25 protein-coding genes are annotated in these 21879 nt (G+C 57.8%); 13 read left to right on the forward strand and 12 right to left on the reverse strand.

The genetic code is table 11. The annotated features are described in order from the left end of the window. Positions 1-15 precede the first annotated feature (15 nt). Complete coding sequence (locus H1Y61_RS02625) at positions 16-666, forward strand: septation protein A (protein ID WP_015917450.1); 651 nt, start codon at positions 16-18, stop codon at positions 664-666. Beyond that, on the forward strand, positions 663-1253 hold the full coding sequence (locus H1Y61_RS02630) for a DUF2585 domain-containing protein (RefSeq protein ID WP_180573636.1): 591 nt from the start codon (positions 663-665) through the stop codon (positions 1251-1253). Before H1Y61_RS02625 ends, H1Y61_RS02630 begins: the two co-directional genes overlap by 4 nt. Here H1Y61_RS02630 and H1Y61_RS02635 read toward each other — a convergent pair. The 5 genes from H1Y61_RS02635 to ccmA all read right to left on the reverse strand — a co-directional run bounded on the left by H1Y61_RS02635 (position 1228) and on the right by ccmA (position 4193). Further along, complete coding sequence (locus H1Y61_RS02635) at positions 1228-1854, reverse strand: DsbE family thiol:disulfide interchange protein (protein WP_087729415.1); 627 nt, start codon at positions 1852-1854, stop codon at positions 1228-1230. The genes H1Y61_RS02630 and H1Y61_RS02635 overlap by 26 nt on opposite strands. Beyond that, positions 1854-2024, reverse strand: a complete 171-nt coding sequence (gene ccmD / locus H1Y61_RS02640) for a heme exporter protein CcmD (protein ID WP_156617548.1) — start codon at positions 2022-2024, stop codon at positions 1854-1856. The genes H1Y61_RS02635 and ccmD overlap by 1 nt, the downstream gene beginning before the upstream one ends. Further along, positions 2021-2803, reverse strand: coding sequence for a heme ABC transporter permease (locus H1Y61_RS02645; RefSeq protein ID WP_174112011.1), 783 nt, complete (start codon positions 2801-2803; stop codon positions 2021-2023). Before H1Y61_RS02645 ends, ccmD begins: the two co-directional genes overlap by 4 nt. Positions 2804-2871: 68 nt before the next feature. Beyond that, complete coding sequence (gene ccmB, locus H1Y61_RS02650; protein ID WP_180573637.1) at positions 2872-3531, reverse strand: heme exporter protein CcmB; 660 nt, start codon at positions 3529-3531, stop codon at positions 2872-2874. Beyond that, positions 3528-4193: a heme ABC exporter ATP-binding protein CcmA gene (gene ccmA / locus H1Y61_RS02655; protein ID WP_235680814.1), complete on the reverse strand. Its 666-nt coding sequence runs from the start codon at positions 4191-4193 to the stop codon at positions 3528-3530. Before ccmA ends, ccmB begins: the two co-directional genes overlap by 4 nt. A gap of 251 nt (positions 4194-4444) precedes the next feature. Here ccmA and acnA point away from each other — a divergent pair, with 251 nt between their 5' ends. From acnA to H1Y61_RS02670, 3 genes are all read left to right on the forward strand, one after another. Then, the gene (gene acnA / locus H1Y61_RS02660) at positions 4445-7138 is read left to right on the forward strand and encodes an aconitate hydratase AcnA (RefSeq protein WP_180573638.1); all 2694 of its coding nucleotides are present in this window, start codon (positions 4445-4447) and stop codon (positions 7136-7138) included. A gap of 361 nt (positions 7139-7499) precedes the next feature. After that, entirely contained in the window at positions 7500-8288 is a 789-nt protein-coding gene (locus H1Y61_RS02665; protein WP_409363964.1) for a DUF1223 domain-containing protein, read from the forward strand. Between the two features lie 330 nt (positions 8289-8618). Next, a complete protein-coding gene (locus tag H1Y61_RS02670) occupies positions 8619-9038 on the forward strand; it encodes a DUF2794 domain-containing protein (protein WP_015917441.1) in 420 nt (139 codons plus the stop codon). A 7-nt stretch (positions 9039-9045) separates the two neighbouring features. Here H1Y61_RS02670 and H1Y61_RS02675 read toward each other — a convergent pair whose 3' ends face one another. The 4 genes from H1Y61_RS02675 to H1Y61_RS02690 all read right to left on the reverse strand — a co-directional run bounded on the left by H1Y61_RS02675 (position 9046) and on the right by H1Y61_RS02690 (position 13948). Continuing rightward, positions 9046-9603 carry a GNAT family N-acetyltransferase gene (locus H1Y61_RS02675; protein ID WP_180573640.1) on the reverse strand — a complete coding sequence of 186 codons (558 nt, stop codon included), beginning with the start codon at positions 9601-9603 and terminating at the stop codon, positions 9046-9048. A gap of 126 nt (positions 9604-9729) precedes the next feature. Beyond that, the gene (locus H1Y61_RS02680) at positions 9730-10500 is read right to left on the reverse strand and encodes a Bax inhibitor-1/YccA family protein (RefSeq protein WP_060718701.1); all 771 of its coding nucleotides are present in this window, start codon (positions 10498-10500) and stop codon (positions 9730-9732) included. 188 nt (positions 10501-10688) lie between these two features. After that, entirely contained in the window at positions 10689-13235 is a 2547-nt protein-coding gene (locus H1Y61_RS02685; protein ID WP_180573641.1) for an ABC transporter permease, read from the reverse strand. Next, a complete protein-coding gene (locus tag H1Y61_RS02690; protein WP_180573642.1) occupies positions 13232-13948 on the reverse strand; it encodes an ABC transporter ATP-binding protein in 717 nt (238 codons plus the stop codon). The genes H1Y61_RS02685 and H1Y61_RS02690 overlap by 4 nt, the downstream gene beginning before the upstream one ends. Before the next feature lie 254 nt (positions 13949-14202). On the opposite strand from H1Y61_RS02690, the gene H1Y61_RS02695 reads away from it, so the two are divergent. The 8 genes from H1Y61_RS02695 (at position 14203) to H1Y61_RS26930 (ending at position 19032) form a co-directional block, all read left to right on the forward strand. After that, the gene (locus H1Y61_RS02695; RefSeq protein ID WP_071205390.1) at positions 14203-14811 is read left to right on the forward strand and encodes an arylesterase; all 609 of its coding nucleotides are present in this window, start codon (positions 14203-14205) and stop codon (positions 14809-14811) included. Positions 14812-14877: 66 nt separating this feature from the next. Continuing rightward, positions 14878-15465, forward strand: a complete 588-nt coding sequence (thpR, locus tag H1Y61_RS02700; RefSeq protein ID WP_060718698.1) for an RNA 2',3'-cyclic phosphodiesterase — start codon at positions 14878-14880, stop codon at positions 15463-15465. 115 nt (positions 15466-15580) lie between these two features. Beyond that, complete coding sequence (locus H1Y61_RS02705) at positions 15581-15883, forward strand: 4a-hydroxytetrahydrobiopterin dehydratase (protein WP_180573643.1); 303 nt, start codon at positions 15581-15583, stop codon at positions 15881-15883. Between the two features lie 94 nt (positions 15884-15977). Beyond that, entirely contained in the window at positions 15978-16403 is a 426-nt protein-coding gene (locus H1Y61_RS02710; RefSeq protein ID WP_049777323.1) for a YkvA family protein, read from the forward strand. Between the two features lie 281 nt (positions 16404-16684). After that, complete coding sequence (locus H1Y61_RS02715; protein ID WP_015917432.1) at positions 16685-17194, forward strand: invasion associated locus B family protein; 510 nt, start codon at positions 16685-16687, stop codon at positions 17192-17194. A gap of 295 nt (positions 17195-17489) precedes the next feature. Then, positions 17490-18668: a 23S rRNA (adenine(2503)-C(2))-methyltransferase RlmN gene (gene rlmN, locus H1Y61_RS02720; RefSeq protein ID WP_409068175.1), complete on the forward strand. Its 1179-nt coding sequence runs from the start codon at positions 17490-17492 to the stop codon at positions 18666-18668. A 14-nt stretch (positions 18669-18682) separates the two neighbouring features. Beyond that, on the forward strand, positions 18683-18907 hold the full coding sequence (locus H1Y61_RS02725; protein ID WP_015917430.1) for a hypothetical protein: 225 nt from the start codon (positions 18683-18685) through the stop codon (positions 18905-18907). Continuing rightward, the gene (locus H1Y61_RS26930; RefSeq protein ID WP_267889528.1) at positions 18904-19032 is read left to right on the forward strand and encodes a hypothetical protein; all 129 of its coding nucleotides are present in this window, start codon (positions 18904-18906) and stop codon (positions 19030-19032) included. Before H1Y61_RS02725 ends, H1Y61_RS26930 begins: the two co-directional genes overlap by 4 nt. 50 nt (positions 19033-19082) lie before the next feature. Here H1Y61_RS26930 and H1Y61_RS02730 read toward each other — a convergent pair whose 3' ends face one another. The 3 genes from H1Y61_RS02730 to H1Y61_RS02740 all read right to left on the reverse strand — a co-directional run bounded on the left by H1Y61_RS02730 (position 19083) and on the right by H1Y61_RS02740 (position 21613). Next, entirely contained in the window at positions 19083-19724 is a 642-nt protein-coding gene (locus tag H1Y61_RS02730; protein ID WP_180573644.1) for a LysE family translocator, read from the reverse strand. 81 nt (positions 19725-19805) lie between these two features. Next, on the reverse strand, positions 19806-20621 hold the full coding sequence (locus tag H1Y61_RS02735) for a hypothetical protein (protein ID WP_174112002.1): 816 nt from the start codon (positions 20619-20621) through the stop codon (positions 19806-19808). Positions 20622-20758: 137 nt separating this feature from the next. Next, entirely contained in the window at positions 20759-21613 is an 855-nt protein-coding gene (locus H1Y61_RS02740; RefSeq protein ID WP_180573645.1) for an SDR family NAD(P)-dependent oxidoreductase, read from the reverse strand. Between the last annotated feature and the right edge of the window lie 266 nt (positions 21614-21879).

Here is a 21879-nt window from a genome sequence, read left to right on the forward strand (position 1 = left end):
GCAAAGCAGGATACCATGACAGCAGGAAACGCAGACCAGCAACCGAGTGCGGCGGAACAGCATCACCCCTTGCTGAAGCTGGCCTTGGAGCTTGGGCCGCTGCTGGTGTTCTTCTTCGGCAATCTGCGCGGCGAATGGCTGGCGGCGCATTTTCCGGCCCTGACCGCCATCGGCGGGCCGCTGCTGATTGCGACGGCGCTGTTCATGGTCGCCACCGTGGTGGCGCTTGTCGTGTCCAAGATTGTCTTCAAGCATTTGCCGGTCATGCCTTTTGTATCCGGCGTGGTGGTGCTGGTGTTCGGATCGCTGTCGATTTGGCTCCAGGACGACACATTCATCAAGATGAAGCCGACCATCGTCAATGCACTGTTCGGCCTGGTGCTGCTTGGTGGATTACTGTTTGGCAAATCCTTGCTCGGCTATGTCTTCAACGCCGCCTTTCAACTCGATGACGAGGGCTGGCGCAAGTTGACCCTGCGATGGGGTATTTTCTTCCTGTTCCTGTCGGTGTTGAACGAGGTGGTCTGGCGCAATTTCACCAATGATGTCTGGGTGAATTTCAAGGTCTGGGGAACGATGCCGATCACCATCCTCTTCACGCTGGCGCAGATGCCGCTGATCATGCGCCATTCCCTGGAAAATAAGGCGGAAGAGGGCGGCAAGTGACGGCTGTAGCGGGAGCGCCGAAAACCCATCATGCCGCCTCGTTCTGGCTGGTGGTTCCCATCATCATTCTGGCCATACAGATCCTGGCTGAGCATTTCATGGGCCGGATCTGGATCTGCTCCTGCGGCTATGTGAAGCTGTTCGAGGCGGGGGTGAATACACCGGGCAATTCCCAACACTTGGCCGATTGGTACACGCCTTCGCATATCATCCACGGATTCCTGTTTTATGGTCTCGGCTGGCTGGTGCTGCGGCGTGGGTCGTTCGGTCAGCGTCTGACGCTGGCCACGCTGATTGAGGCGGGTTGGGAATTGCTGGAAAACTCGCCCATCATCATCAATCGTTACCGTGCTGCGACCATGGCGGTTGGCTATGAAGGCGACAGCATCCTGAACTCGGCGATGGATACCGTGTTCATGGCGCTCGGCTTCCTGTTTGCAGCCCGTGTGCCGGTGTGGCTGACGATTGTCGTTGCCGTGTTTTTCGAGTTGCTGACGGGGTATCTGATCCGCGACAATCTGACCCTGAATGTCATCATGCTGGTCTGGCCGGTGGATGCGATCAAGGCCTGGCAGGCGGCTCTGTAATGGCTTTGACGGCAAGCGCCCTGTCGATAGCCGGATAAAGACCCTTTTCTATCGACTGCGCATCAAACGGTCCAACGCGCTTATAAACAATCGTGCCATCCGGGGCGACGAGATAGCTTTCCGGGATACCGTAGACGCCCCAATCAATCGCCGCCTTGCCGTTCGGGTCGATGCCGATGGCCTTGTAGGGATTGCCAAGCTCGCCCAAAAACCTGAGCGCATTATCGCTCTTGTCCTTGTAGTTGATGGCGACGATCTGGATGCGGGGGTCATTGCTCAACTGTTTCAGCAACGGATGCTCATCCCGGCAGGGGACACACCAGGACGCAAACACATTGACCAGCGTCAGCTTGCCCGTGATGGCGGAAGAGGTCAGCGCCGGAAGGTTGGAGCCCTCCAGCGGTGGCAGGTTCAGGGTGGGAGCCTTGGTGCCGATCAGTGCGGAGGGAATGTCGCTGACATTCTTGCCGTTGAAATCTTGATCATAGAGCATCTTGCCCGCAGTGCCGGCGATTAGCGCAAAAACCGCAAGCGGAATGGCCGCCAGCAGATAACGGGAGAGCCCGCGCTTTTCAGCGGTTTCCAGCCTGTTCTCAGCCATCAGAGCGCCTTTTCTGTCGATGGATCGGAACGACGGCGGATACCGGAGGCTTCCAATGCCTTCAATTCTTTCTGACGCGCGCGGCCTTCCAGCCAGATCCAGGCCACCATAAACAGGATGGCAGCAGCGGTCAGCCCGTAGGCGGTGCCGATATAGAAGGCATATTTCATGATGCATTCTCCTGCGAGGCGACCCGGGCGGCAAGCCGGCGCTGGGCCATGATTCGTCGCCGCCAGATCTCGTTGCGCATCGCCATCAAATGCAGAGTGAAGAACAGCAGCGTGAAGGCCAGCGCCATGATCAGCAATGGCCGCAGAAACTCCGGATCGACGCTTGGGCCGCCAAGCTTCATGATGCTGGCAGGCTGGTGCAGCGTATTCCACCATTCCACGGAAAATTTGATGATCGGAATATTGACGAAGCCGACCAGGATCAGCACCGAACTGATCCGCGCCGATTTTGACGGATCGTCCATGGCCCGGTTGAGGGCGATCAGGCCCAGATACATCAGGAACAGAATGAACACCGAGGTCAGGCGGGCATCGCCCCAGGCCCACCATGTTCCCCACATGGGCCGACCCCAGAGCGAGCCGGTGACCAGCGCGATGAAAGTAAAGGCCGCTCCCAGCGGTGCCGCGGCCCTATGGCTGACATCGGCCAGCGGATGACGCCAGACCAGCGTGCCAATGGCGGAGATTGCCATGACCGAATAGCACATCATTGCCAGCCAGGCGGCGGGCACATGGATATACATGATCCGCACCGTATCGCCCTGCTGGTAGTCGCCCTCTGTCGTAAAGGCCAGCGTCAGGCCGACGGCCAGCAGAACAACGGTTATTCCCGCCATCCATGGCAGGACACGCGCTACCAGTGCCAGAAACCGGGTCGGATTGGCCAGCGCATTTAATCGGGCAGTAAGCTTGGTCGAAGCAAGGCTATTGTCGGTCATGCTGCTTTCTACCCTGAGGATGGTGTTGCTGCAATTGATCGCAATCAATTGCAGGGGGTCAAGAACGATCAATCCGATGTGTTTCTAAGCGCCAATGCGGCTGCCGATGGCCCGATGACCGCGAAGAATAAAGTGAGCGCGGATAAAAAGAGAAAAGGCGGCAGGAAAGGGGCCGGGTCTTCCACAGCCGCATAGGAGGCGCTGACACCGAAAATCAGCACCGGAATGGCCAGTGGCAGAACCAGGATCGATACCAGCAGCCCGCCGCGCGGCAGGGCCACGGCGACGGCTGCCCCGGCAGCGCCGATGAAGGTCAGCGCAGGAGAGCCGACCAGCAGCGTCAACATCACCGCCCCGATGGCCATTTCGCTCATATTCATGAACAGACCCAGCAGCGGCGAGGCGATCACCAGCGGCAGGCTGGTCGCCGTCCAATGGGCCAGACACTTTACGAAAACCGTCAGCACCAGCGGCGTGTCCTGCATCAGGAGCAGATCCAGCGAACCGTCATCGCGGTCGGCCTGAAACAGCCGGTCGAGGCCAAGCAGTGCCGACAGCAGCGCGCCGATCCAGACGATGGCAGGACCTATTCGAGCCAGCAGGTTCATATCCGGACCGACGCCAAAGGGAATGACGGCCACCACGGTCAGGAAGAACAGCACGCCGATCAGCGCGCCACCGCCCGCCCTGACCGACAGTTTCAAGTCGCGCAGAAAAAGGGCGATCACACCGCATCCTCCAGATCGCCGTAGTCGAAGCCCTTCATTTCCAGCCGTTTGGGGCTATCCAGCCCCAGGGGCTGGTGGGTGGCGGCCAGCACCATGCCGCCTTGGGCCAGATGGGCGCGGATCAGGCTTGAAAACATCTCGTCGGCTTTGACGTCCAGCGCGGCGGTTGGCTCATCGAGAATCCAGATCGGGCGGTAGGAGACCAGCAGCCGGGCCACGGCGAAGCGCCGCTGCTGCCCGGCAGAAAGATAGCCATAGGGCAGATGGGTGATGCCGCCCAGCCCGACCTGATCGGCAGCCTCTTCGATGGAAATGCCTGCGCCGCCTTGGGCCTGTCCGAGAAAGGTCTTCCAGAACTCCAGATTTTCGGCCACCGTCAGTTCCGCCTTCATGCCGTTGCGATGGCCGAGGTAGTGACTGACCTCGCGGGGTGGTCGTGGCTCGGTGCCGGGTGATTCGAACAGGACGGAGCCGCGCTCTGGCCGGATGAAGCCGGCGATGACCCGCAGCAAGGTGGATTTTCCCGATCCGTTGCGACCGGTCAGGACCAGCGCTTCGCCAGATGACAGCGTGAAGGAGACGTTGCGAAACAGCAGATCTTCCCCGCGTTTTGCGGCCAGTTCCAGGGCATTTAGCCGGGTGATTTCCCCTTTGTTTAGCAAAGCTTATCGCCTTTAAAAAATTGTGCCATTTGGCCTTCTACACTCTGGAACAGTTCTTGGAAATTCTCTATAAGACCTGCAACCACGCCAGCGACCGGCGTGTCCATCATCCTAGCGCCGAACTTGAATGTTGCGTAAAGCGATTTTCACGGGCGGACAGCGGAAATGGTCGCACCCGCATCCTGATGTGCATGTAGTGCATAGGCGTCCGCACGTATGTGTTGGCTATCAGTATCAGCGGGGTTCTATCCGTGTCCAAATCGCTTGACAGTTTCAATTGCCGGTCGACGCTTTCCGTCGATGGCAAGGATTATGTCTATTACAGTATCCCCAAGGCCGAGGCCAATGGCCTGACCGGCGTCTCCAAGCTACCCTATTCCATGAAGGTGCTGCTGGAAAACCTGCTGCGCAACGAAGACGGCCGCTCCGTCACCAAGGCCGACATTGAAAACGTCGCCGCCTGGCTGGTTGATAAGGGTACGGCTGAAAACGAAATTGCCTATCGTCCGGCCCGCGTGCTGATGCAGGACTTCACCGGCGTTCCCGCCGTGGTCGATCTGGCCGCCATGCGCGATGCCATGGTGTCGCTGGGTGGCGATCCGGAAAAGATCAACCCGCTGGTTCCCGTTGACCTCGTCATCGACCATTCGGTCATCGTTGACGAATTTGGCACGCCAACCGCTTTTGCCCGCAACGTTGAGCTGGAATATGAGCGTAACGGCGAGCGTTACCGCTTCCTCAAGTGGGGCCAGCAGGCGTTCAAGAACTTCCGCGTTGTTCCTCCGGGCACCGGCATCTGTCACCAGGTCAACCTTGAATATCTCGGCCAGACCGTCTGGACCAAGGACGAAGACGGCGAAACCACTGCCTATCCTGACACCTGCGTTGGCACCGACAGCCACACCACGATGATCAACGGTCTGGGCGTTCTGGGCTGGGGCGTGGGCGGTATCGAAGCGGAAGCGGCCATGCTTGGCCAGCCAGTTTCCATGCTTCTGCCGGAAGTTATCGGCTTCAAGCTGACTGGCAAGGTCAAGGAAGGCGTCACCGCCACCGACCTCGTGCTGACCGTTGTGCAGATGCTGCGCAAGAAGGGCGTTGTGTCCAAGTTCGTTGAATTCTTCGGCCCCGGCCTTGATTCGATGTCTTTGGCCGACCGCGCCACCATCGGCAATATGGGTCCGGAATACGGCGCGACCTGCGGCTTCTTCCCGGTTGACGGCGAAACCATTAACTACCTCACCATGTCGGGCCGCACCAAGGACCGGATTGCACTGGTCGAAGCCTATTCCAAGGCGCAGGGCATGTGGCGCGATGGCGACGGTTCCGAACTGGTGTTCACTGACACGCTGGAACTGGATCTCGGCGACGTTGTGCCGTCGATGGCTGGTCCAAAGCGTCCGGAAGGCCGCTTGCCTTTGGAAACCATTGCACCAAACTTCGCAACGGCGCTGGAAGGCGACTATAAGAAGCCTGGCCAGCTGACCAATCGCTACGCTGTTGAAGGCACTGACTTCGACCTCGGTCATGGCGATGTGGCGATTGCCGCTATCACCTCCTGCACCAACACGTCTAACCCGAGCGTGTTGATCGCTGCTGGCCTTCTGGCCCGCAATGCTGTTGCCAAGGGCCTGAAGTCCAAGCCATGGGTCAAGACCTCGCTGGCACCTGGATCTCAGGTTGTTGGTGAATATCTTGAAAAGTCCGGTCTTCAGGTTTCTCTGGATGCACTCGGCTTTAATCTGGTTGGTTTCGGTTGCACCACCTGCATCGGCAACTCTGGCCCGCTGCCAGCGCCGATTTCCAAGACCATCAACGACAAGGGCCTGATCACCGCTGGCGTGTTGTCGGGCAACCGTAACTTTGAAGGCCGTATCTCGCCGGACGTTCAGGCCAACTATCTGGCCTCTCCACCACTGGTTGTTGCTTACGCGCTGGCCGGTTCCGTCCAGAAGGATCTGACCACCGAGCCTCTGGGCGAAGATCAGAACGGCAACCCGGTTTTCCTCAAGGATATCTGGCCAACCTCGAAGGAAATTCAGGAATTCATCCTGAAATACGTCACCCGCGAACTGTACGAAAGCAAATATGCCGACGTGTTCAAGGGCGATGAAAACTGGCAGGCTGTTCAGATTCCGGCTGGCCAGACCTATGCCTGGGACGACAATTCCACCTATGTTCAGAACCCGCCTTACTTCGTGGGCATGGGCAAGAGCGGTTCTGGTCTGAAGAACATCACCAATGCGCGCGTTCTTGGCCTGTTCGGCGACAAGATCACCACCGACCATATCTCGCCGGCTGGCTCCATCAAGGCGGCGTCGCCTGCTGGCGCCTATCTGCTGGATCACGGCGTTGGCGTGGCGGACTTCAACCAGTACGGCACCCGTCGCGGCAATCACGAAGTGATGATGCGCGGTACCTTCGCCAATATCCGTATTCGCAACCACATGCTCGGCCCGAACGGCAAGGAAGGTGGCTACACCATCCATTATCCGTCCAAGGAAGAGATGTCGATTTACGATGCGGCCATGCAGTACAAGGCTGAGGGCGTTCCCCTGGTGATCTTTGCAGGCGTCGAATACGGCAACGGCTCGTCGCGTGACTGGGCTGCCAAGGGTACCAACCTGCTCGGCGTGCGCGCCGTGATTGCCCAGTCGTTCGAGCGTATCCACCGCTCCAACCTGGTCGGCATGGGCATCGTACCTTTCTGCTTCGAGGACGGCACCACCTGGGCCAGCCTCAACCTGAAGGGCGACGAAACTGTCACCATCGAAGGCCTCGAAGGCGAGATCAAGCCACGCGAGAAGAAGATCGCCAAGATCACCTATGCCGATGGCACGGTAAAGGATCTGCCGCTGATCTGCCGCATCGATACGCTTGACGAAGTGACCTATGTGAATAACGGTGGCATCTTGCAGACCGTTCTGCGCGATCTGGCCGCTTAATCCGGTCGATTCCCATTGAAAATACCAGCCGCCGGCGCAAATGCCGGCGGCTTTTTTGTTTTCTCTTCGCTTCAAGGTTGCTCTCACCCCAACGTGACTTGGTGTTGAAGCGGGTCCTGTTTATCCTCTCGACCATGAGCAGACAGATCGATGGTGTGGCGAGGCTTAAGACCAGGTTCATGTGACCGGTTTAAACTGCTTTGACATGTTTATGCAGTATGGACAGCGTAAGCCGGGCTGGCTGCAAGGGCGCGCTCCAAAAAGGATCGTTCGGCACGTTGAGACTTCATGGTATTGTGGCGGGCTTATAAGAGTTGACTAAAGGGGAGGGTTGAAAAATGGGGCAGTATCGATGGTTTCGATGAAGGTTACGGCAATCCCTGTAAAAGGTCTTTTGGTAGGCCTGATGACGTGTCTGGCGAGCGCTTCAATGGCGAAGGCTGACGAGGCGCGGTCGCCGAAGGGAGTTGTCGAGCTTTTTACGTCGCAGGGCTGCGTATCCTGCCCCCCCGCCGACCGCGCCTTTGAAGCGCTCGCCAAACAACCTGATGTGATCGCACTGGCCTATCATGTCGATTACTGGAACTACCGCGGCTGGACCGATACGCTTGGATCTCCTGGCAATACCGCCCGCCAATATGCCTATGCGCGCAGTTTTGGCCGAAGCGGGGTCTATACGCCCCAGGCTGTGGTCAATGGCACGATGCAGATGAAGGGTACCGATGCGGCGACGCTTTCGGGAAAACTGGATGGGCTGCGGGCCAGCGGCAATGGCTTGTCGGTCAAGGTCGATGCGGCCATTCAAGGCGACGCACTGTCGGTGTCGATCGGTAGTGGGCAAGGCCGCGCTGATGTGATCGTCGTCTATTTCAAGCGTCGAAAAGATGTCGAGGTCCTGAAGGGTGAAAACAAGGGCCAGCGCATGACCTATTGGAACAGCGTCAGCGACATTCAATCTGTCGGCATGTGGCATGGCGATAGTTTGAAACTGACCCTGCCATCCAAGGTTCTGCGCAGCAATGATTGTGATGGATTTGCAGTCTTGCTTCAGTCTTCGACGCAAAATGGAGAGCCCGGTCGTATCGTCGGCGCAGCGATGGTTATGGCTCAATCCGCAGGAAATGAGAGCGCTAAGCAGCTCAATCCGTGATTTGAAAACAGTCTGCGCATGGTGCGCCGACAGGTCTCACATACAATATTATGTCTTCAGCGGGTCCGGCCGGGAACATTGGGGGGCTGGGGGTAAGGGGTCAATGCGCCAGACCGGACCCTTGACGCTGACGCGTCAACTGAAGACGCTGCAATCTCGTCTGCAATTGGGGCGCTGTTTTGACCGAAATACGGCGAAGGAAAAAAACCTTCCGAAATGGTACAGGTTGCGCTTTTTGGCGCAAACGGCTTACGCAGTTACGCTCTTGCAATTTGATGCCTGTCAGGCAAACTGTCACCGGCTTGTCATGAAAAGCACGAAGGAGCCCCAATGACCGATCAGCCGGATTTACCTCGTGAAGTCCCGCCCGTCACTCCTGAAACTGGCCAGCGCCCGGGCAACAGACCTGCTCCCGTGGTGGATCTTAGGGATTACAAGCAGAATCTTGATCCGCTACCGGTCACTTTTCATCGTACGGAATTGGATGCGATCTTATGGGTCTATGGCCGAATGGTCGGGGAAGGCGAGTGGCGTGATTACGCGCTCGACCACTTGAAAGACAAGGCGGTGTTTTCCGTTTTCAAGCGCTCCGGTGAGATGCCTTTGTATCGGATCGAGAAAAATCCGAAGCTTGCGGCAAAGCAGGGGGCCTTTTCGGTGGTCAATACCCACGGAATGATCTTGAAGCGTGGCCATGACCTGCGCCAGGTGCTGAAAGTGTTCGACAAGGTTTTAAAACTGGTCGAATAGAGCATCCTTATCCTTTGAACAGGCTTCCAGGATAGGATTTTTCGTCGGGCAGGGTTTGGTTGCCCTCGCCGAGAGCGCGCTGCATGAAAACGGTGTCGAGCCAGGTTCCGTGCTTGAAGCCGGAGCCGTTGATACCTCCGGCATGGGAAAAGCCTAGGCTGCGATGGACGCCGATTGATGCGGGATTAGCACCGCCGATTACCGCGATCATCTGCCGGAAACCCAGTGCCGTGCATTGCGCCACCAGATCAGCCAACAGCGCCTTGCCGATCCCTTTGCCTTGGGCTGCCTCTGCCAGATAAATCGAATCCTCCACCAGCCAGCGATAGGCGGGCCGAGTGCGAAAGGCCGAGGCATAGGCATAGCCGAGCAGACTGCCATCATCATCCTCAGCGACGATATAAGGATAGGATTGAGAGATGATCGTCTCCATCCGGTGCGCCATCTCGGCCACGTCGGGCGGCGTGATTTCATAGCTGGCCTTTCCGGTCAGAATGGCATGCCTATAAATCTCGGTGATGCGGGGGATGTCGGCTGGGGTGGCTGCGCGGATTTGCACGGACATGAGACTTTCTACGCTGAGAAACAGTGTAGATTTCGTCTTGCATAGCCAGAAGCTTACGGCAAGACGGCGCATGAAAAAGGGCGACCCGAAGGCCGCCCCTATGTGATCCTGTTGCACTGTTCCGGGTTAGCGGCGGTCGCCCATGAAGCGCAGCATGAACAGGAACAGGTTGATGAAGTCGAGGTAAAGGGTCAGCGCACCCAGGATAGCCTTGCGGCCAGCCGTATCGGCACCATCCTGCTCGAAATACATTTCCTTGATCTTCTGCGTGTCGTAGGCGGTCAGGCCTGCGAAGATCACAACACCGATAGCCGAAACAGCAAAGGCGAGCGCCGAAGACTGAAGGAAAATGTTGACCAGCGAAGCGATGATCAGACCGAACAGACCCATGATCAGGAACGAACCCATCGCGCTCAGGCTACGCTTGGTGGTGTAACCATAGAGCGACAGGGCACCGAACGAGGCAGCCGTGACGAAGAAGGTCTGTACCACGCTCTGGCCGGTATAGATCAGCAGGATGGACGACAGCGACAGGCCCACCAGACCGGCATAGACCAGAAAGGTGGTGCGGGCCGCCGATACGCTCATCGACTGGATCTTGAAGCTCAGGAAAAATACCAGGCCGATAGGCGCCAGCATGATCACCCATTTCAGCGGGCTACCGTAAATGGCAGCGCCAAGGCTGGTCAGCATGATGCCGTTGCCGAACTGTCCGACAGCCTGGGACGGGTCGGTCGTGGTGGCAAGCATGGCGATCACGTAAGCAGCAACGCCGGTAATCGCCAGTCCAAGACCCATCAGGTTATAGACCTTCAGCATGTAGCTGCGCAGGCCCTGGTCGATCATCTCGGCCGAACCTACCCCAGTACGCGCCTGATAATTGCGAAAATCAGACATGGTTTCCTCTCATTAAGCCCCGGATTGTTCACGGTGCGGGACAGTGTCCCAAGCGCCGCTGCGGGGCTCCAGCATGCGTAGTGTCAATATGGGAGCAATAATGCTATAGAACAAGGGCTTTTGCGTTAAACCTCGGTAATGTAGCCTCTGGTCATCCAGTTCGGTTAACGGCCAAGGCCGCATCCCTGTCAGAGTTCCCGCAGAACCGGCGCTGCCTTCTGACCCAGAACCCGCCATGTTCCGGCAAGGCCGATGCCGATCGTCGTCACCAGCGCCAGCGCGACGGTGGAAACGGCGACCCCGGGCAGGAAGCTGGCGGGCAATTTCATGATCTGGCTGACCACATACCAACCGGCAACACTTCCGGCCAGCAGCGCAAAAATCGCCGTGGCAAGGCCAAGCAGCAGATATTCGTAGGTAAAGGCGCGGATCAGCATCGGGCGGGTCGCTCCAAGCGTTTTCAGCACCACCGCATCATGGGTGCGGCCCCGATTGCCTGCCGCAAGCGCACCCGACAGCACCAGAACGGAGGAAATCAGCGCGATGGCGGCGGCGGCCCGGATGGCGACGGCCAACTGGCCAACCAGCGAATTGACCATGTCCAGCGCATCTTTCACCCGGACGCTGGTAATGGTGGGATAGGCCTTGGTGACAGCGCGCAGGATGCTGGCTTCCTGCTGCGGACTGGCGGATGGCTCGGTCAGGGTGGCGATCCAGGCATGGGGTGCGCCAGCAAAGGTATTGGGCGAAAACACCATGACGAAATTGATCGACAGGGATTGCCAATCCACCTTGCGGAAATTGGCGATTTTCGCGGTGATGGTGCGGCCCAGCACATTGACCGTTACTGTATCGCCCAGTTTCAGGCCCAGTTCGCCTGCTTCCTGGGCTGAGAAAGACACCAGCGGTTCACCCTTGTAATCCGGTGTCCACCATTGCCCCTCGGTCACGGTGGCGTTTTTCGGCAGGTCGGTGGCATAGGTAATGCCCCGGTCGCCGCGCAGGACCCAACGGCCCTGCGGTGGCACGTTCATCTTGGCAACGTCCTGGCCATTGAAGGCGGTGATCCGCCCACGCAACATCGGTACTTCAACGACCTGCCCCTGCGGTGCCTCGCGAGCGATGATCTGACGGAAATCATCGAGCTGGTCGCGTTGGATATCGACAAAAAAGAAATTCGGGGCTTTTTCAGACAGCGTACCGGTGAGATTGCGCCGCAGATTGCCGTCGATCATCGACAGTGTCACCAGAAGTGCTAAGCCAAGGCCAAGCGACAGAATGACCGAGGGCGTCAGCGCGCCGGGCCGATGGATATTGCCGACAGCCAGACGAAGTGCAGGGGAAGGAAGCCGGGGGCTTTTCCGGGCAAGTGCGGCAACGCCATAAGCGACCAGCCGCAGCACTACGAAGCTGGCGGCCATGGCAATCAGGAAGAATATCGCCAGCCGTCGATCATAGGCGGTCAGGATCGCCAGCGCGGCAAGGGCGAGGATCGCCAGCCCCGCCACCAGCACGTAAGGCCAGGAGGGCAGGCGGCGGGTCTCGAAACCCTGCTCGCGAAACAGCGCTGTAGCCGGGACTTGCCGCGCGTGGCCGAGCGGCATGACGGCAAAAGCCAGCGTGGTCAGCCCACCAAACAGCAGCGCCAGCAGCAGGGAGCGTGGGTAAATGGCGAAATCCGCCTGGATCGGCAGGAATTGTGCGAGATAATAGCTGGCAATCCAGGGCGCGATGGCCCCAATGGCGAGCCCCAGCGCAATGCCGATGCTGGCGACCATCAGGATCTGGAACAGATAGACCATGACGACGACGGAAGCCGGTGCGCCCAGGCATTTCAGCGTGGCAATGACGCTGCGTTTACTGTCTAGAAAGGCGCGCACCGCATTGGCGACGCCGACACCGCCAACGATCAGCGCTGTCAGCCCGACAAGTGTCAAGAATTGCGAAAACCGGGTGATGTTTTCCGTCAGGTTGGGGGCTGCCCGGTCGCTGGTGCGGATCGACCAGCCCGCATCGGGAAATTGCTGCTTGGCCTGATCCTGAATGACCGCGAGCGATGGGCTGCCGGGGTTCAGCTTGATTTTGTAGACCTGTTCGACAAGGCTGCCGGTCTGGATCAAGCCGGAGGCGACAAGCGCTTCGCGGCTGGTGATGATGCGCGGCGCAAAGCCGAAGCCTTCGGAAATAGCATCCGGTTCGGTGGTGATGGTGCCGGTGATCACCAGCCGGGCGGAGCCGACCAGCAGGCTATCGCCGATCTTTATCCCCAGCCGATCGAGCAACAAAGGGGCTGCCACTGCGCCATAAGCGTCACCGGTTTTTGTCAATAGGTCAGCCAAGGGCTGGTCCGGCGTGGCGACGAAAGTACCGTAGAGCGGATAGGCACTATCCACGGCCTTGATTTCGGCCAGAGACTGATCGGAGCCATCCGGCAACCTCGCCATGGAGCGCAGGCCGGTGGAGGCCGAGACGGTGCCGAGCCCTTGCAAGAAAGCGCTTTCTGCCGCATTGGCCTCTCGGTTGTTCAGCTCAAACCGGATGTCGCCGCCCAAAAGCGATTGCCCCTGGCTGGCGATGGACCGGGTAATCGAGGTGGAGACGGAATTGACGGCGGCAATCGCTGCCGTGCCGAGGGCAATGCAGGCCAGGAAAATATAAAATCCGCCAAACCCGCCGCGCATTTCGCGGGCGCTGAGACGCAAGGCGGTTCTGAGACGTTGCAAAAATCCGCTCATGCCGAAACGGTCTCGTCGGCAAGTGTTTTGCTCGCTTCATCGCCCGGCTCGATCTGGCCTGAGCGGACGCGGACCTGTCTTGAGCAGCGACCGGCCAGCGCGGTATCGTGTGTGACCAGAACCAGCGTTGTCTTTCGCTCGGCCTGTTTGGCAAACAGCAGATCGGCAATCTGGCGTCCGGTTGCGCCATCCAGGTTTCCAGTTGGCTCATCGGCAATCACCACGGCGGGCGAGGGGGCAAGGGCGCGGGCAATAGCGACCCGTTGCTGTTCTCCGCCAGACAACTGGCCGGGATAATGGCTGAGCCGCTCGCCAAGGCCGACGGCGCGCAACTCCCGGGCGGCAATGTCGAAAGGATTTTTGACATTGGCCAGTTCCAGCGGCACAGCGACATTTTCCAGCGCGGTCATATTGGCGATCAGATGGAAAGACTGAAAGACGATACCGATATTGCGGCCACGAAAATCGGCAAGCGCATCTTCACTCAAGCCATGCAGCGCGGTGCCGTTGATGTGGATTTCGCCGCTGTCCAGCCGTTCCAGCCCGGCCAGCACCATCAGCAGCGTTGATTTCCCCGAACCGGACGGGCCGACAATACCAATCGATTCGCCTTCTGAAATATCCAGGTCCATACCCTTGAGGACGTGGACCGAGGCGGCGGCATTGCCAAGGGTGAGATCGGCTTTTCTGAGCTGAATGATGGTTTGTCTCACGCGGTTTTCGTCCTATATGAGGTTCAAGGGCTTTAACGCCTTGGCGATGTCCGGTCGGGCATCATGATCGTCTACGCGAATTTAGGAAAGCCATCATGGGTTTTAAACCTGTCCCCCTTCAATTCGCCGTCATAGTGATGGCTGGTCTGCTGACAACTGGCTCTTTTGCAGTCTCCAGTCTGGCGCAGGAACAGCCTCCGCAAGGTCAGCCGTCGGAACAGTCCATGCCTGACCAGCCTCTCGCTGACCAGTCCATGCCAGAGGATGCAACGGGGGATACGCCGGTGGCGGAAGCGCAAGTGCAATTGATCGGGCTTGGTGACAGCCTGATGGCCGGCTATCAGCTTCAGGGCGACGAGGCCTTGACGAGCCAGCTGGAAAAAGCCCTCCATGACAAGGGCATGAATGTCAGCATCGGCAATGCTGGCGTGTCCGGCGATACCACGGAAGGCGGGCTGGCGCGCGTTGACTGGTCTGTGCCGGATGGAACGCAGGGCGTTATCCTGGAGCTTGGCGCCAACGATGCGCTGCGCGGTATTGCGCCGGAAGAGAGCGAGAAGAACTTGTCTGCGATCATCGAAAAATTGCAGGCCCGCAAAATCGGCGTGCTGCTGGTGGGCATGATCGCGCCACCCAATATGGGCGCGGATTACGCCAAGAGGTTCAATCCGATCTATCAGCGCCTGGCTGAAAAATATAAAATTCCGCTCTATCCCTTTATCCTTGAGGGCGTCGTGACTGATGCCACGTTGAAACTGGGCGATGGCATGCATCCCAACGCAAAAGGCGTGGGGGTGATGGTCGAACACATGCTGCCCGCCGTCCAGAGTTTCGCGAAAGGTTTGGAGGATAAGGTGAATTAACGACTTGCTTACCCTTTGCAAGCATGATTCGTTGTTAGCATCTGCAAAAGATTCGGGGAGCTCTCCATGCCGAGATTGTTCACTGCCCTCGAAATTCCGCGCAACGTGGCCTTGAGCCTGTCTTTGCTGCGCGGCGGGCTTCCGGGAGCCCGATGGATCGATGTGGAAAATTACCACATCACATTGCGATTCATCGGCGATATCGACGGGCGAACCGCCGACGAGATCGTCGATAGGCTGGATCGCATCGACCGGCCGGAATTCCAGCTCAGTCTGAACGGCATCGGGTCCTTCGGATCGAAAAAACCGCATTCCATCTGGGCAGGCGTCACGCCACACCCGCAGATGACGGCGCTCCAGGGCGAAATCGAGCGGATCTGCCAACGCGTGGGTCTGCCGCCCGACCCCCGAAAGTTCACGCCGCATGTGACACTGGCGCGGCTGAAGTCATCGAGACTGGATGACGTTGTTCATTATTTATCAGGGCGCGGTAATTTCCAGACCGCGCCCTTTTTCGTTCCAAGATTCGTGCTGATGTCCTCCAAGGAATCGGTGGGGGGTGGCCCTTATCTGAAGGAGGAAATCTTCCCCCTCTATGAAGAGCGCTCAGAGGTTAGTTTTTCAGAGCATGCCGAGCATTCGTTGAACGGATAAGCCCAGTCTGAAAGTGGACGTCGAAGGAACTTTTTGCGCTCGAATGGCTTGTCTCACAAGCGCTTCTCGCCATATCGGCGAGTGATATGCTGCGGCGGTCAGATTGGACTTGATCATGCGATATGAACGACTTGCGCCGGAGGCGATTCCAGGTGCTCTGCGCGACCTGGATGGGTGGAGCCTGTCTGAACAGGGTGACGCGATCACCAAAGAATTTTCCTTCGACGATTTTGCCCAGGCCTTCGGCTTCATGACGGAATGCGCCATCATTGCCGAAAAAATGGGCCATCATCCGGAATGGTTCAATGTTTACAGGCGTGTCGATGTGCGGTTGACCACCCATGATGTCGGTGGATTGACAGGGCATGATCTGAAGCTGGCAGTTGCCATGGACCAGGTCGCAAAGCGGCGCGTTTGACAGAAACATTCGCCATTCCCATATCAGGGCCCATATCCGGGTTCACACCCCACATTGGAGAGTGAGAAAGAGGCAGGTCATGGTCGAGGCGAAACTGGACGACGTGAAGATTGGTGAAATTCTTCTGCCGGGCGATGAAGCCGAACAGCAAAAGCAGGAGCAAAAGCTGAGCCGCACCTTCTGGCCGAAGATGCGCAAAGCCATTCGCCACATCCCTTTTTCCCGGGATGTGATTGCCGCTTTCTACTGCGCGACGGATCGGCAGACGCCGCTTAGGGTGCGGGGCATCCTGCTGGCGGCGCTTGGCTATTTTGTCCTGCCGTTTGATGCCATTCCCGATATGCTGGCCTTTGTCGGCTTTACCGACGACATCGCCGTGCTGACGACTGCGCTGGCGATGATCAACGGCCATATCAAGGAACGTCATTACGATGCAGCCGATGCCGTCTTGGCCGATGACGGCGATCCGGTGCAAGGTGGGGAAAAAAGCGCACCACATGGGCAGGCTGAGCGGGGCTGATTGCGACATTTTCAACTATGGCGCCAGTCTCTTGCGCCATAGTCCAATTCCTGCCTGATTCCTTGTGTTCTACCAGAGGGCCGGTTGATCTGCCGGTGCCTTCAATCTGTACCATTTTCGGAAAAGGACTGACTGGAAGCATGGATTTGTCGGCTATAAGCTGTGCATTTCGTGTCTCGTTGACGGTTTGGTAACCAAAATTAAGTCAAATTGAATGAGGTTTCGAGGCTGGACACGAGACTGTTTGTCTTGGCGTCCGACGAAAAAGCGGCAGGAAGAAAATGTTTGTAAAAAGAATCGCAACCGCAGTCGCAATCATGCTGGCATTTGCCGATGTGGCCGCAGCGCAATCGCCAAGCCCGACGCGGATCGAGCAGTTCAAGGCTTGGGGTGCTTATTCCTACAAGTCCGGCAATAGCACGGTCTGCTATGTGTTGTCGGTGCCGACCACGAAGGAACCGCCCTCCGTCAATCACGGCGATATTTTCTTCATCGTCTCGCAGCGTCCCGGCCAGAACATTTCCTACGAGCCGCAGGCGATGATGGGCTATACGCTGAAGACCGGCTCCAAGGTGACGGTGAAAATCGACGCCAAGAGCTTCACGATGTTTACCAAGGATAGTGCTGCCTGGGTGGAAAACGCCGCGGAAGAGCCTGCTTTGGTCGCCGCGATGAAGGTTGGCAAGACCATGAGCGTTCAGGCGGTTTCCGGTCGTGGCACGCCAACCAATTACGCCTATTCGCTTCAGGGTATTTCCGATGCCTTGAAACGCATTGAAAAGTGCAAATAATATTTGCTTGATGATGCGACGAAGGCCGGGTCTCCCGGCCTTTTTGCGTTTTGGGATGACGTCACGGCATTTTGATGATAAAGGCCCGGCAAATGCGGTCTTGAAGGCTGCCGCGTTGTCGTTCGTCAACGATGGCGCATGCATTATTTCTTGAAACAGAGCAATGTTGAAAAATGGAGCGTGACCGCCCGCATCATCATATCGATGCTGGGCTCGGCTCGGGTTTTGATGAGGTTAAGCGATGGCTGCCACGGAAATTATCATTGAGCGGACGCCCCAGGCGCGGCCCGCCGCCATGACAGGCGCCACCAAGCCGACCCTGATCGGCCAGACCCGTGAGGAAATGGGCGACATGCTGCGCGAGATCGGCGTGGCCGACAAGCAGGTGCGGATGCGCGTCGCCCAGCTGTGGAACTGGATCTATGTGCGCGGCGTCTCCGATTTCGACCAGATGACCAATGTCGCCAAGGACATGCGCGAGAAGCTCAAGGCGCATTTCACCATTGCCCGGCCTGAAATCGTTGAGGAACAGGTCTCCAATGATGGCACCCGCAAGTGGTTGTTGCGCTATCCACCGCGCGGTGCGGGGCGTCCGGTCGAGGTGGAATGTGTGTATATTCCGGAAGAAGGCCGGGGAACGCTCTGCGTCTCCAGCCAGGTGGGCTGCACGCTGACCTGCACCTTCTGCCACACCGGTACGCAGAAGCTGGTGCGCAATTTGACGGCGGAAGAAGTGCTGTCGCAACTGTTGCTGGCCCGTGACCGGCTGGGCGATTTTCCCGACCGTGATGCGCCCGTCGGTGCGATGGTGCCGAATGAGGGCCGCAAGATCACCAATATGGTGATGATGGGCATGGGCGAGCCGCTCTATAATTTCGAGGAAGTGAAAAAGGCCCTGCTGATCGCCTCGGATGGCGATGGATTGTCGCTGTCCAAGCGCCGCATCACGCTTTCGACCTCCGGCGTCGTGCCGGAAATCTACCGCACCGGCGATGAAATCGGCGTGATGCTGGCGATTTCGCTGCATGCGGTGCGCGACGAATTGCGCGACCTGCTGGTGCCGATCAACAAGAAATATCCTCTGAAGGACCTGATCGAAGCCTGTCGCAACTATCCGGGCCTGTCCAACGCCCGGCGCATTACCTTTGAATATGTGATGCTGAAGGATGTGAACGACAGTCTCGAGGATGCCAAGGGCCTGATTCAGCTGTTGAAGGGCATTCCGTCCAAGATCAATCTCATTCCCTTCAATCCCTGGCCGGGCACCAATTACCAGTGTTCCGACTGGGACCAGATCATGAAATTTGCCGATTTCATCAATTCGGCAGGCTATGCCTCACCGATCCGCACGCCGCGCGGTCGCGATATTCTGGCGGCCTGCGGGCAGTTGAAGTCGGAATCGGAACGGATGCGCAAGACAGAGCGGCTGGCCTATGAGGCGATGATGATCGTTGGTCATGGTGAGGATGATTAAGGCGAGGACGATTGATGGAAATTGCCGTTCGCAATGAACGAACCAAGCTGACGGCAACCTATATCAATGGCGTTGCTATCGCGATTTTTGCCGTTGGCGGGTTTGCGCCCGTGATCTCGACGGTCAATAGCGGCCATGGTCCGAACGGAAATCTTGCTCTTGTCTGTTCCATTTGCATTTTAGCGTCTGTGGCATTACATTTGTTAGCGCGGAAGATATTGAAAGGTCTGAAGCCATGAGCACAGAGCAATTTCTGACAATGTTGATCATGCCCGTCGGTGGTTTGATGATCGGCTTTTTCATGCTCTTCATCACCCGCAAGGATCGTATTGACGCGGAAAAATCGCGCAAACACGTTCATTGATCTGCGGTATTGGGCTTTTATCATCGCGGCCCCTGTCGTCGCGGCCTATATCATCGCGCTTGGGTCATCAGGATCTTGGCGGCGAAGACTGAAAAGACACCTGCAAAGGTGTAATCCATTCCCCTCAGCACTTTAGGATTGCGTTGCAGCCAGCCAGCCAGCTTGTCGGCGGCCAGCACGATGGCGACCGTGACGGGTAGCGATACCAGCATGAACCAGAAACCGAGGAACAGTAGCTTGCCGGTGACATCAGGGTCATGGGCGGTGACGAATTGCGGCAGGAAGGTCATGAAGAAAATGATGACCTTCGGATTGAGCAGATTGACCCAGATCCCGTTGAGAAACGCCGCCTTCACGCTGCCCTTTGCGCCCGCTTCAGGCGTGGCGACGAATTTCGAGCCGTGGCGGATTGCCTGGAAGGCGAGCCAGGCCAGATAAGCCGCCCCACCGCTTTTCAGGATCAGAAAGGCCGTCGGCGAAGCGACAATCAGGGCCGAGACCCCGAAAGCCACCAGCATCGTATGGACGGCAATTCCGAGATTGGTGCCGATCAGCACGGCAAGACCCGCCGCCTTGCCATCGCGCAGCGCACGGCTGATGGAGAGTGTCATGTCCGGTCCGGGCGTCGCCGCCAGCAACAGGCAGGCAGCGGTAAAGGCTAGAAGGGTCGGCAGGCCCGGAATGAAGGTCATGACTATCTCGCATGGCATATGAAAAGGGTTCGCGGACCATGTTACGATCCGCGTTCCCTTTTCAGCAAGCCGATGCGAGGCTTATTTTTGCTCTCTGGTGGGTTCCAGCTGTGATGGATGAACCAGTTTCACCCGTTTTTCGGGGTGAATGCCGAAGACTTTTTCAAAGTCCACGGCTCCGAGAAGGTCGGCGGCCTGGTCCAGCATGTGCTGGTTACGCGCATTGATAAGCTCAATCGAAGGCGCTGCCGTGCCTGGCAGGTCCATTGCCATGTAGGATGCGACCGTGTCTCGCAAGTCCAGCAGTTTTTTCAGCTTTTCGGGCTGGTCGCCGAGTGTCTGGCGGGCATGGTCGAGAAAATCATCTGGCAGGTCGCTCATCGCATCCTCTTCCCGGATCGCTCCGCTGGTCTCGCCTGCTGTGCAGGTGGAGATCTTCTTTGCCCATGCAGCCTTGCGGGTGCCATAGGTACCATAGAGAAAGGTACTCAAGGCATATCCGGCTGCGCCCTTGACCGTCAAAGGCGCTGTCGTTGCCGTTTTCGTCGCATACAGCACCTGGTTGGCAATCTGATGGCAAACGCCATTCACACCATAGACCAGAATGGTTCCGTTCGGAGGCGAATTGGAAAGCGACCCTTCCACATTGGGTTCGACAAGGCAGCTGGCGACGCCAGTGTTGCCGTCCTGCTGGGCAAGCAGGCCGGTTGGATAATCATCGGTGGAGCCGGTGGCGTGAAAATCACCCCAGCAATACCAATAGGTTTGTCCGGCCTGTGTCACTGCATCGATTGTCGCATAGGTGTGAACCCTGTTGTCATAGGTCGTGACCCAGGTGTGATCGAGAGGATTGCCTTCGAAAAATGCGGGATTAACCCAGGCGTAAAAAATTGTCATGAAACACCTCCATAAGAATGGAGATATTTATACACGCATAACGAGAAATTTAAACATAATTCTCGTAAAATTAGCGAGGCTGTGGCAGATGTCGGGAGCCACCTGTCACAGCCTGACGCTTACCATCTAAAGGCCATTCAGCCTTTCAGATGTGCCTTGAACGCCTCTTCGTAATCCGGGTGCCATCGCGACAGCGGCGGGCGGTTTTCGATGATGTCACCGGCAGCCCAGGCGATACGCTTTTCATCCGTCGCCCGTTCGACATCGTTGTCAGGGCAGAGAATGTAGAAATCGCCGCGTTTGAGGCTGTCCAGCATGAAATCCACCGTCTGTTCCGGGGTCCAGGCCGCGTCGGGCTTTGTCGTCCGCTCGCCGGCTGTCAGACCGGTGAAGACGAAGCCGGGGATCAGCAGATGGGCGCTGACATTACAGTCCGGTGTGTTGCGCAGTTCATGCTGCAAGGCCTCAGTGAACGCTTTGACGCCGGCTTTTGCAACATTATAGGCGGGGTCGCCGGGCGGCGTGGTGATGCCCTGCTTGGAGCCGGTATTGATGATGATGGCCGGGTCCCTGTGGGCGATCATATCAGGCCCGAATACTCTGGTGCCATGGATGACGCCCATCAGGTTGACGGCAAACACGTTGTCCCAGTTGACCTGTGGCCCGAACAGGCTGCTGCCCGGCTGGATGCCGGCATTGTTTATCAGCAGGTGTACACGCCCGAAGCGTTGGAGCACGGCGCGCTCCAGGGCTTCCAGTTCATCCAGCTTGCTGACGTCTGTCTCGATGGCGACGATATCGCTCTCGGGATTTTCCGAGACTGTTGCGACTTCGCTGCGTGCATTGGCAAGCGCGTCTCCGCCGAGATCGGCGAGCACCACGCACATGCCCTGGCTGGCGAAAGCCTTGGCGGCGGCAAGGCCGATGCCTGAGGCTGCCCCGGTGACGACCGCGACCTTGCCCTTGGCAATTACCGATTGAATGTCGGTCATGTCTTGCTCCTTTGATCGTTTGAAAGCGGTCCTTGATCGAGGATGACGAACCGCTCCAATTCTACCGTTTCTATGCAATTCCTGGCTGAAATGCTTGATATTACCCGTGGAATTGTCGCAATGCTGACCATCGGCATATGGGACTTGCGGCGTCCAAGTCAAATATCAAGTCAAATCCGGACCGGTGTTTTCAGACCGGCTTTCCCTGCTAGGGCTCGCCTTGTGCCATTGTCCGGTGGCTTCACCCTTGCATGGCGCGCCAATCC

Origin of the sequence: Agrobacterium vitis, assembly GCF_013426735.1 — a bacterium.
Taxonomy (GTDB): domain Bacteria; phylum Pseudomonadota; class Alphaproteobacteria; order Rhizobiales; family Rhizobiaceae; genus Allorhizobium; species Allorhizobium vitis_D.

Coding starts and splice junctions, on each gene's coding strand:
- H1Y61_RS02725 (WP_015917430.1), top strand. CDS start 18,683: ATGGAAATTGCCGTTCGCAATGAACGAACCAAGCTGACGGCAACCTAT.
- H1Y61_RS02740 (WP_180573645.1), bottom strand. CDS start 21,613: ATGACCGACATTCAATCGGTAATTGCCAAGGGCAAGGTCGCGGTCGTC.
- thpR (WP_060718698.1), top strand. CDS start 14,878: ATGCCGAGATTGTTCACTGCCCTCGAAATTCCGCGCAACGTGGCCTTG.
- H1Y61_RS02705 (WP_180573643.1), top strand. CDS start 15,581: ATGCGATATGAACGACTTGCGCCGGAGGCGATTCCAGGTGCTCTGCGC.
- H1Y61_RS02730 (WP_180573644.1), bottom strand. CDS start 19,724: ATGACCTTCATTCCGGGCCTGCCGACCCTTCTAGCCTTTACCGCTGCC.
- H1Y61_RS02735 (WP_174112002.1), bottom strand. CDS start 20,621: ATGACAATTTTTTACGCCTGGGTTAATCCCGCATTTTTCGAAGGCAAT.
- H1Y61_RS02685 (WP_180573641.1), bottom strand. CDS start 13,235: ATGAGCGGATTTTTGCAACGTCTCAGAACCGCCTTGCGTCTCAGCGCC.
- H1Y61_RS02675 (WP_180573640.1), bottom strand. CDS start 9,603: ATGTCCGTGCAAATCCGCGCAGCCACCCCAGCCGACATCCCCCGCATC.
- H1Y61_RS26930 (WP_267889528.1), top strand. CDS start 18,904: ATGAGCACAGAGCAATTTCTGACAATGTTGATCATGCCCGTCGGTGGT.
- ccmD (WP_156617548.1), bottom strand. CDS start 2,024: ATGAAATATGCCTTCTATATCGGCACCGCCTACGGGCTGACCGCTGCT.
- H1Y61_RS02625 (WP_015917450.1), top strand. CDS start 16: ATGACAGCAGGAAACGCAGACCAGCAACCGAGTGCGGCGGAACAGCAT.
- H1Y61_RS02645 (WP_174112011.1), bottom strand. CDS start 2,803: ATGACCGACAATAGCCTTGCTTCGACCAAGCTTACTGCCCGATTAAAT.
- H1Y61_RS02680 (WP_060718701.1), bottom strand. CDS start 10,500: ATGTCTGATTTTCGCAATTATCAGGCGCGTACTGGGGTAGGTTCGGCC.
- H1Y61_RS02635 (WP_087729415.1), bottom strand. CDS start 1,854: ATGGCTGAGAACAGGCTGGAAACCGCTGAAAAGCGCGGGCTCTCCCGT.
- H1Y61_RS02695 (WP_071205390.1), top strand. CDS start 14,203: ATGCCAGAGGATGCAACGGGGGATACGCCGGTGGCGGAAGCGCAAGTG.
- H1Y61_RS02665 (WP_409363964.1), top strand. CDS start 7,500: ATGAAGGTTACGGCAATCCCTGTAAAAGGTCTTTTGGTAGGCCTGATG.
- H1Y61_RS02715 (WP_015917432.1), top strand. CDS start 16,685: ATGTTTGTAAAAAGAATCGCAACCGCAGTCGCAATCATGCTGGCATTT.
- H1Y61_RS02670 (WP_015917441.1), top strand. CDS start 8,619: ATGACCGATCAGCCGGATTTACCTCGTGAAGTCCCGCCCGTCACTCCT.
- rlmN (WP_409068175.1), top strand. CDS start 17,490: ATGACAGGCGCCACCAAGCCGACCCTGATCGGCCAGACCCGTGAGGAA.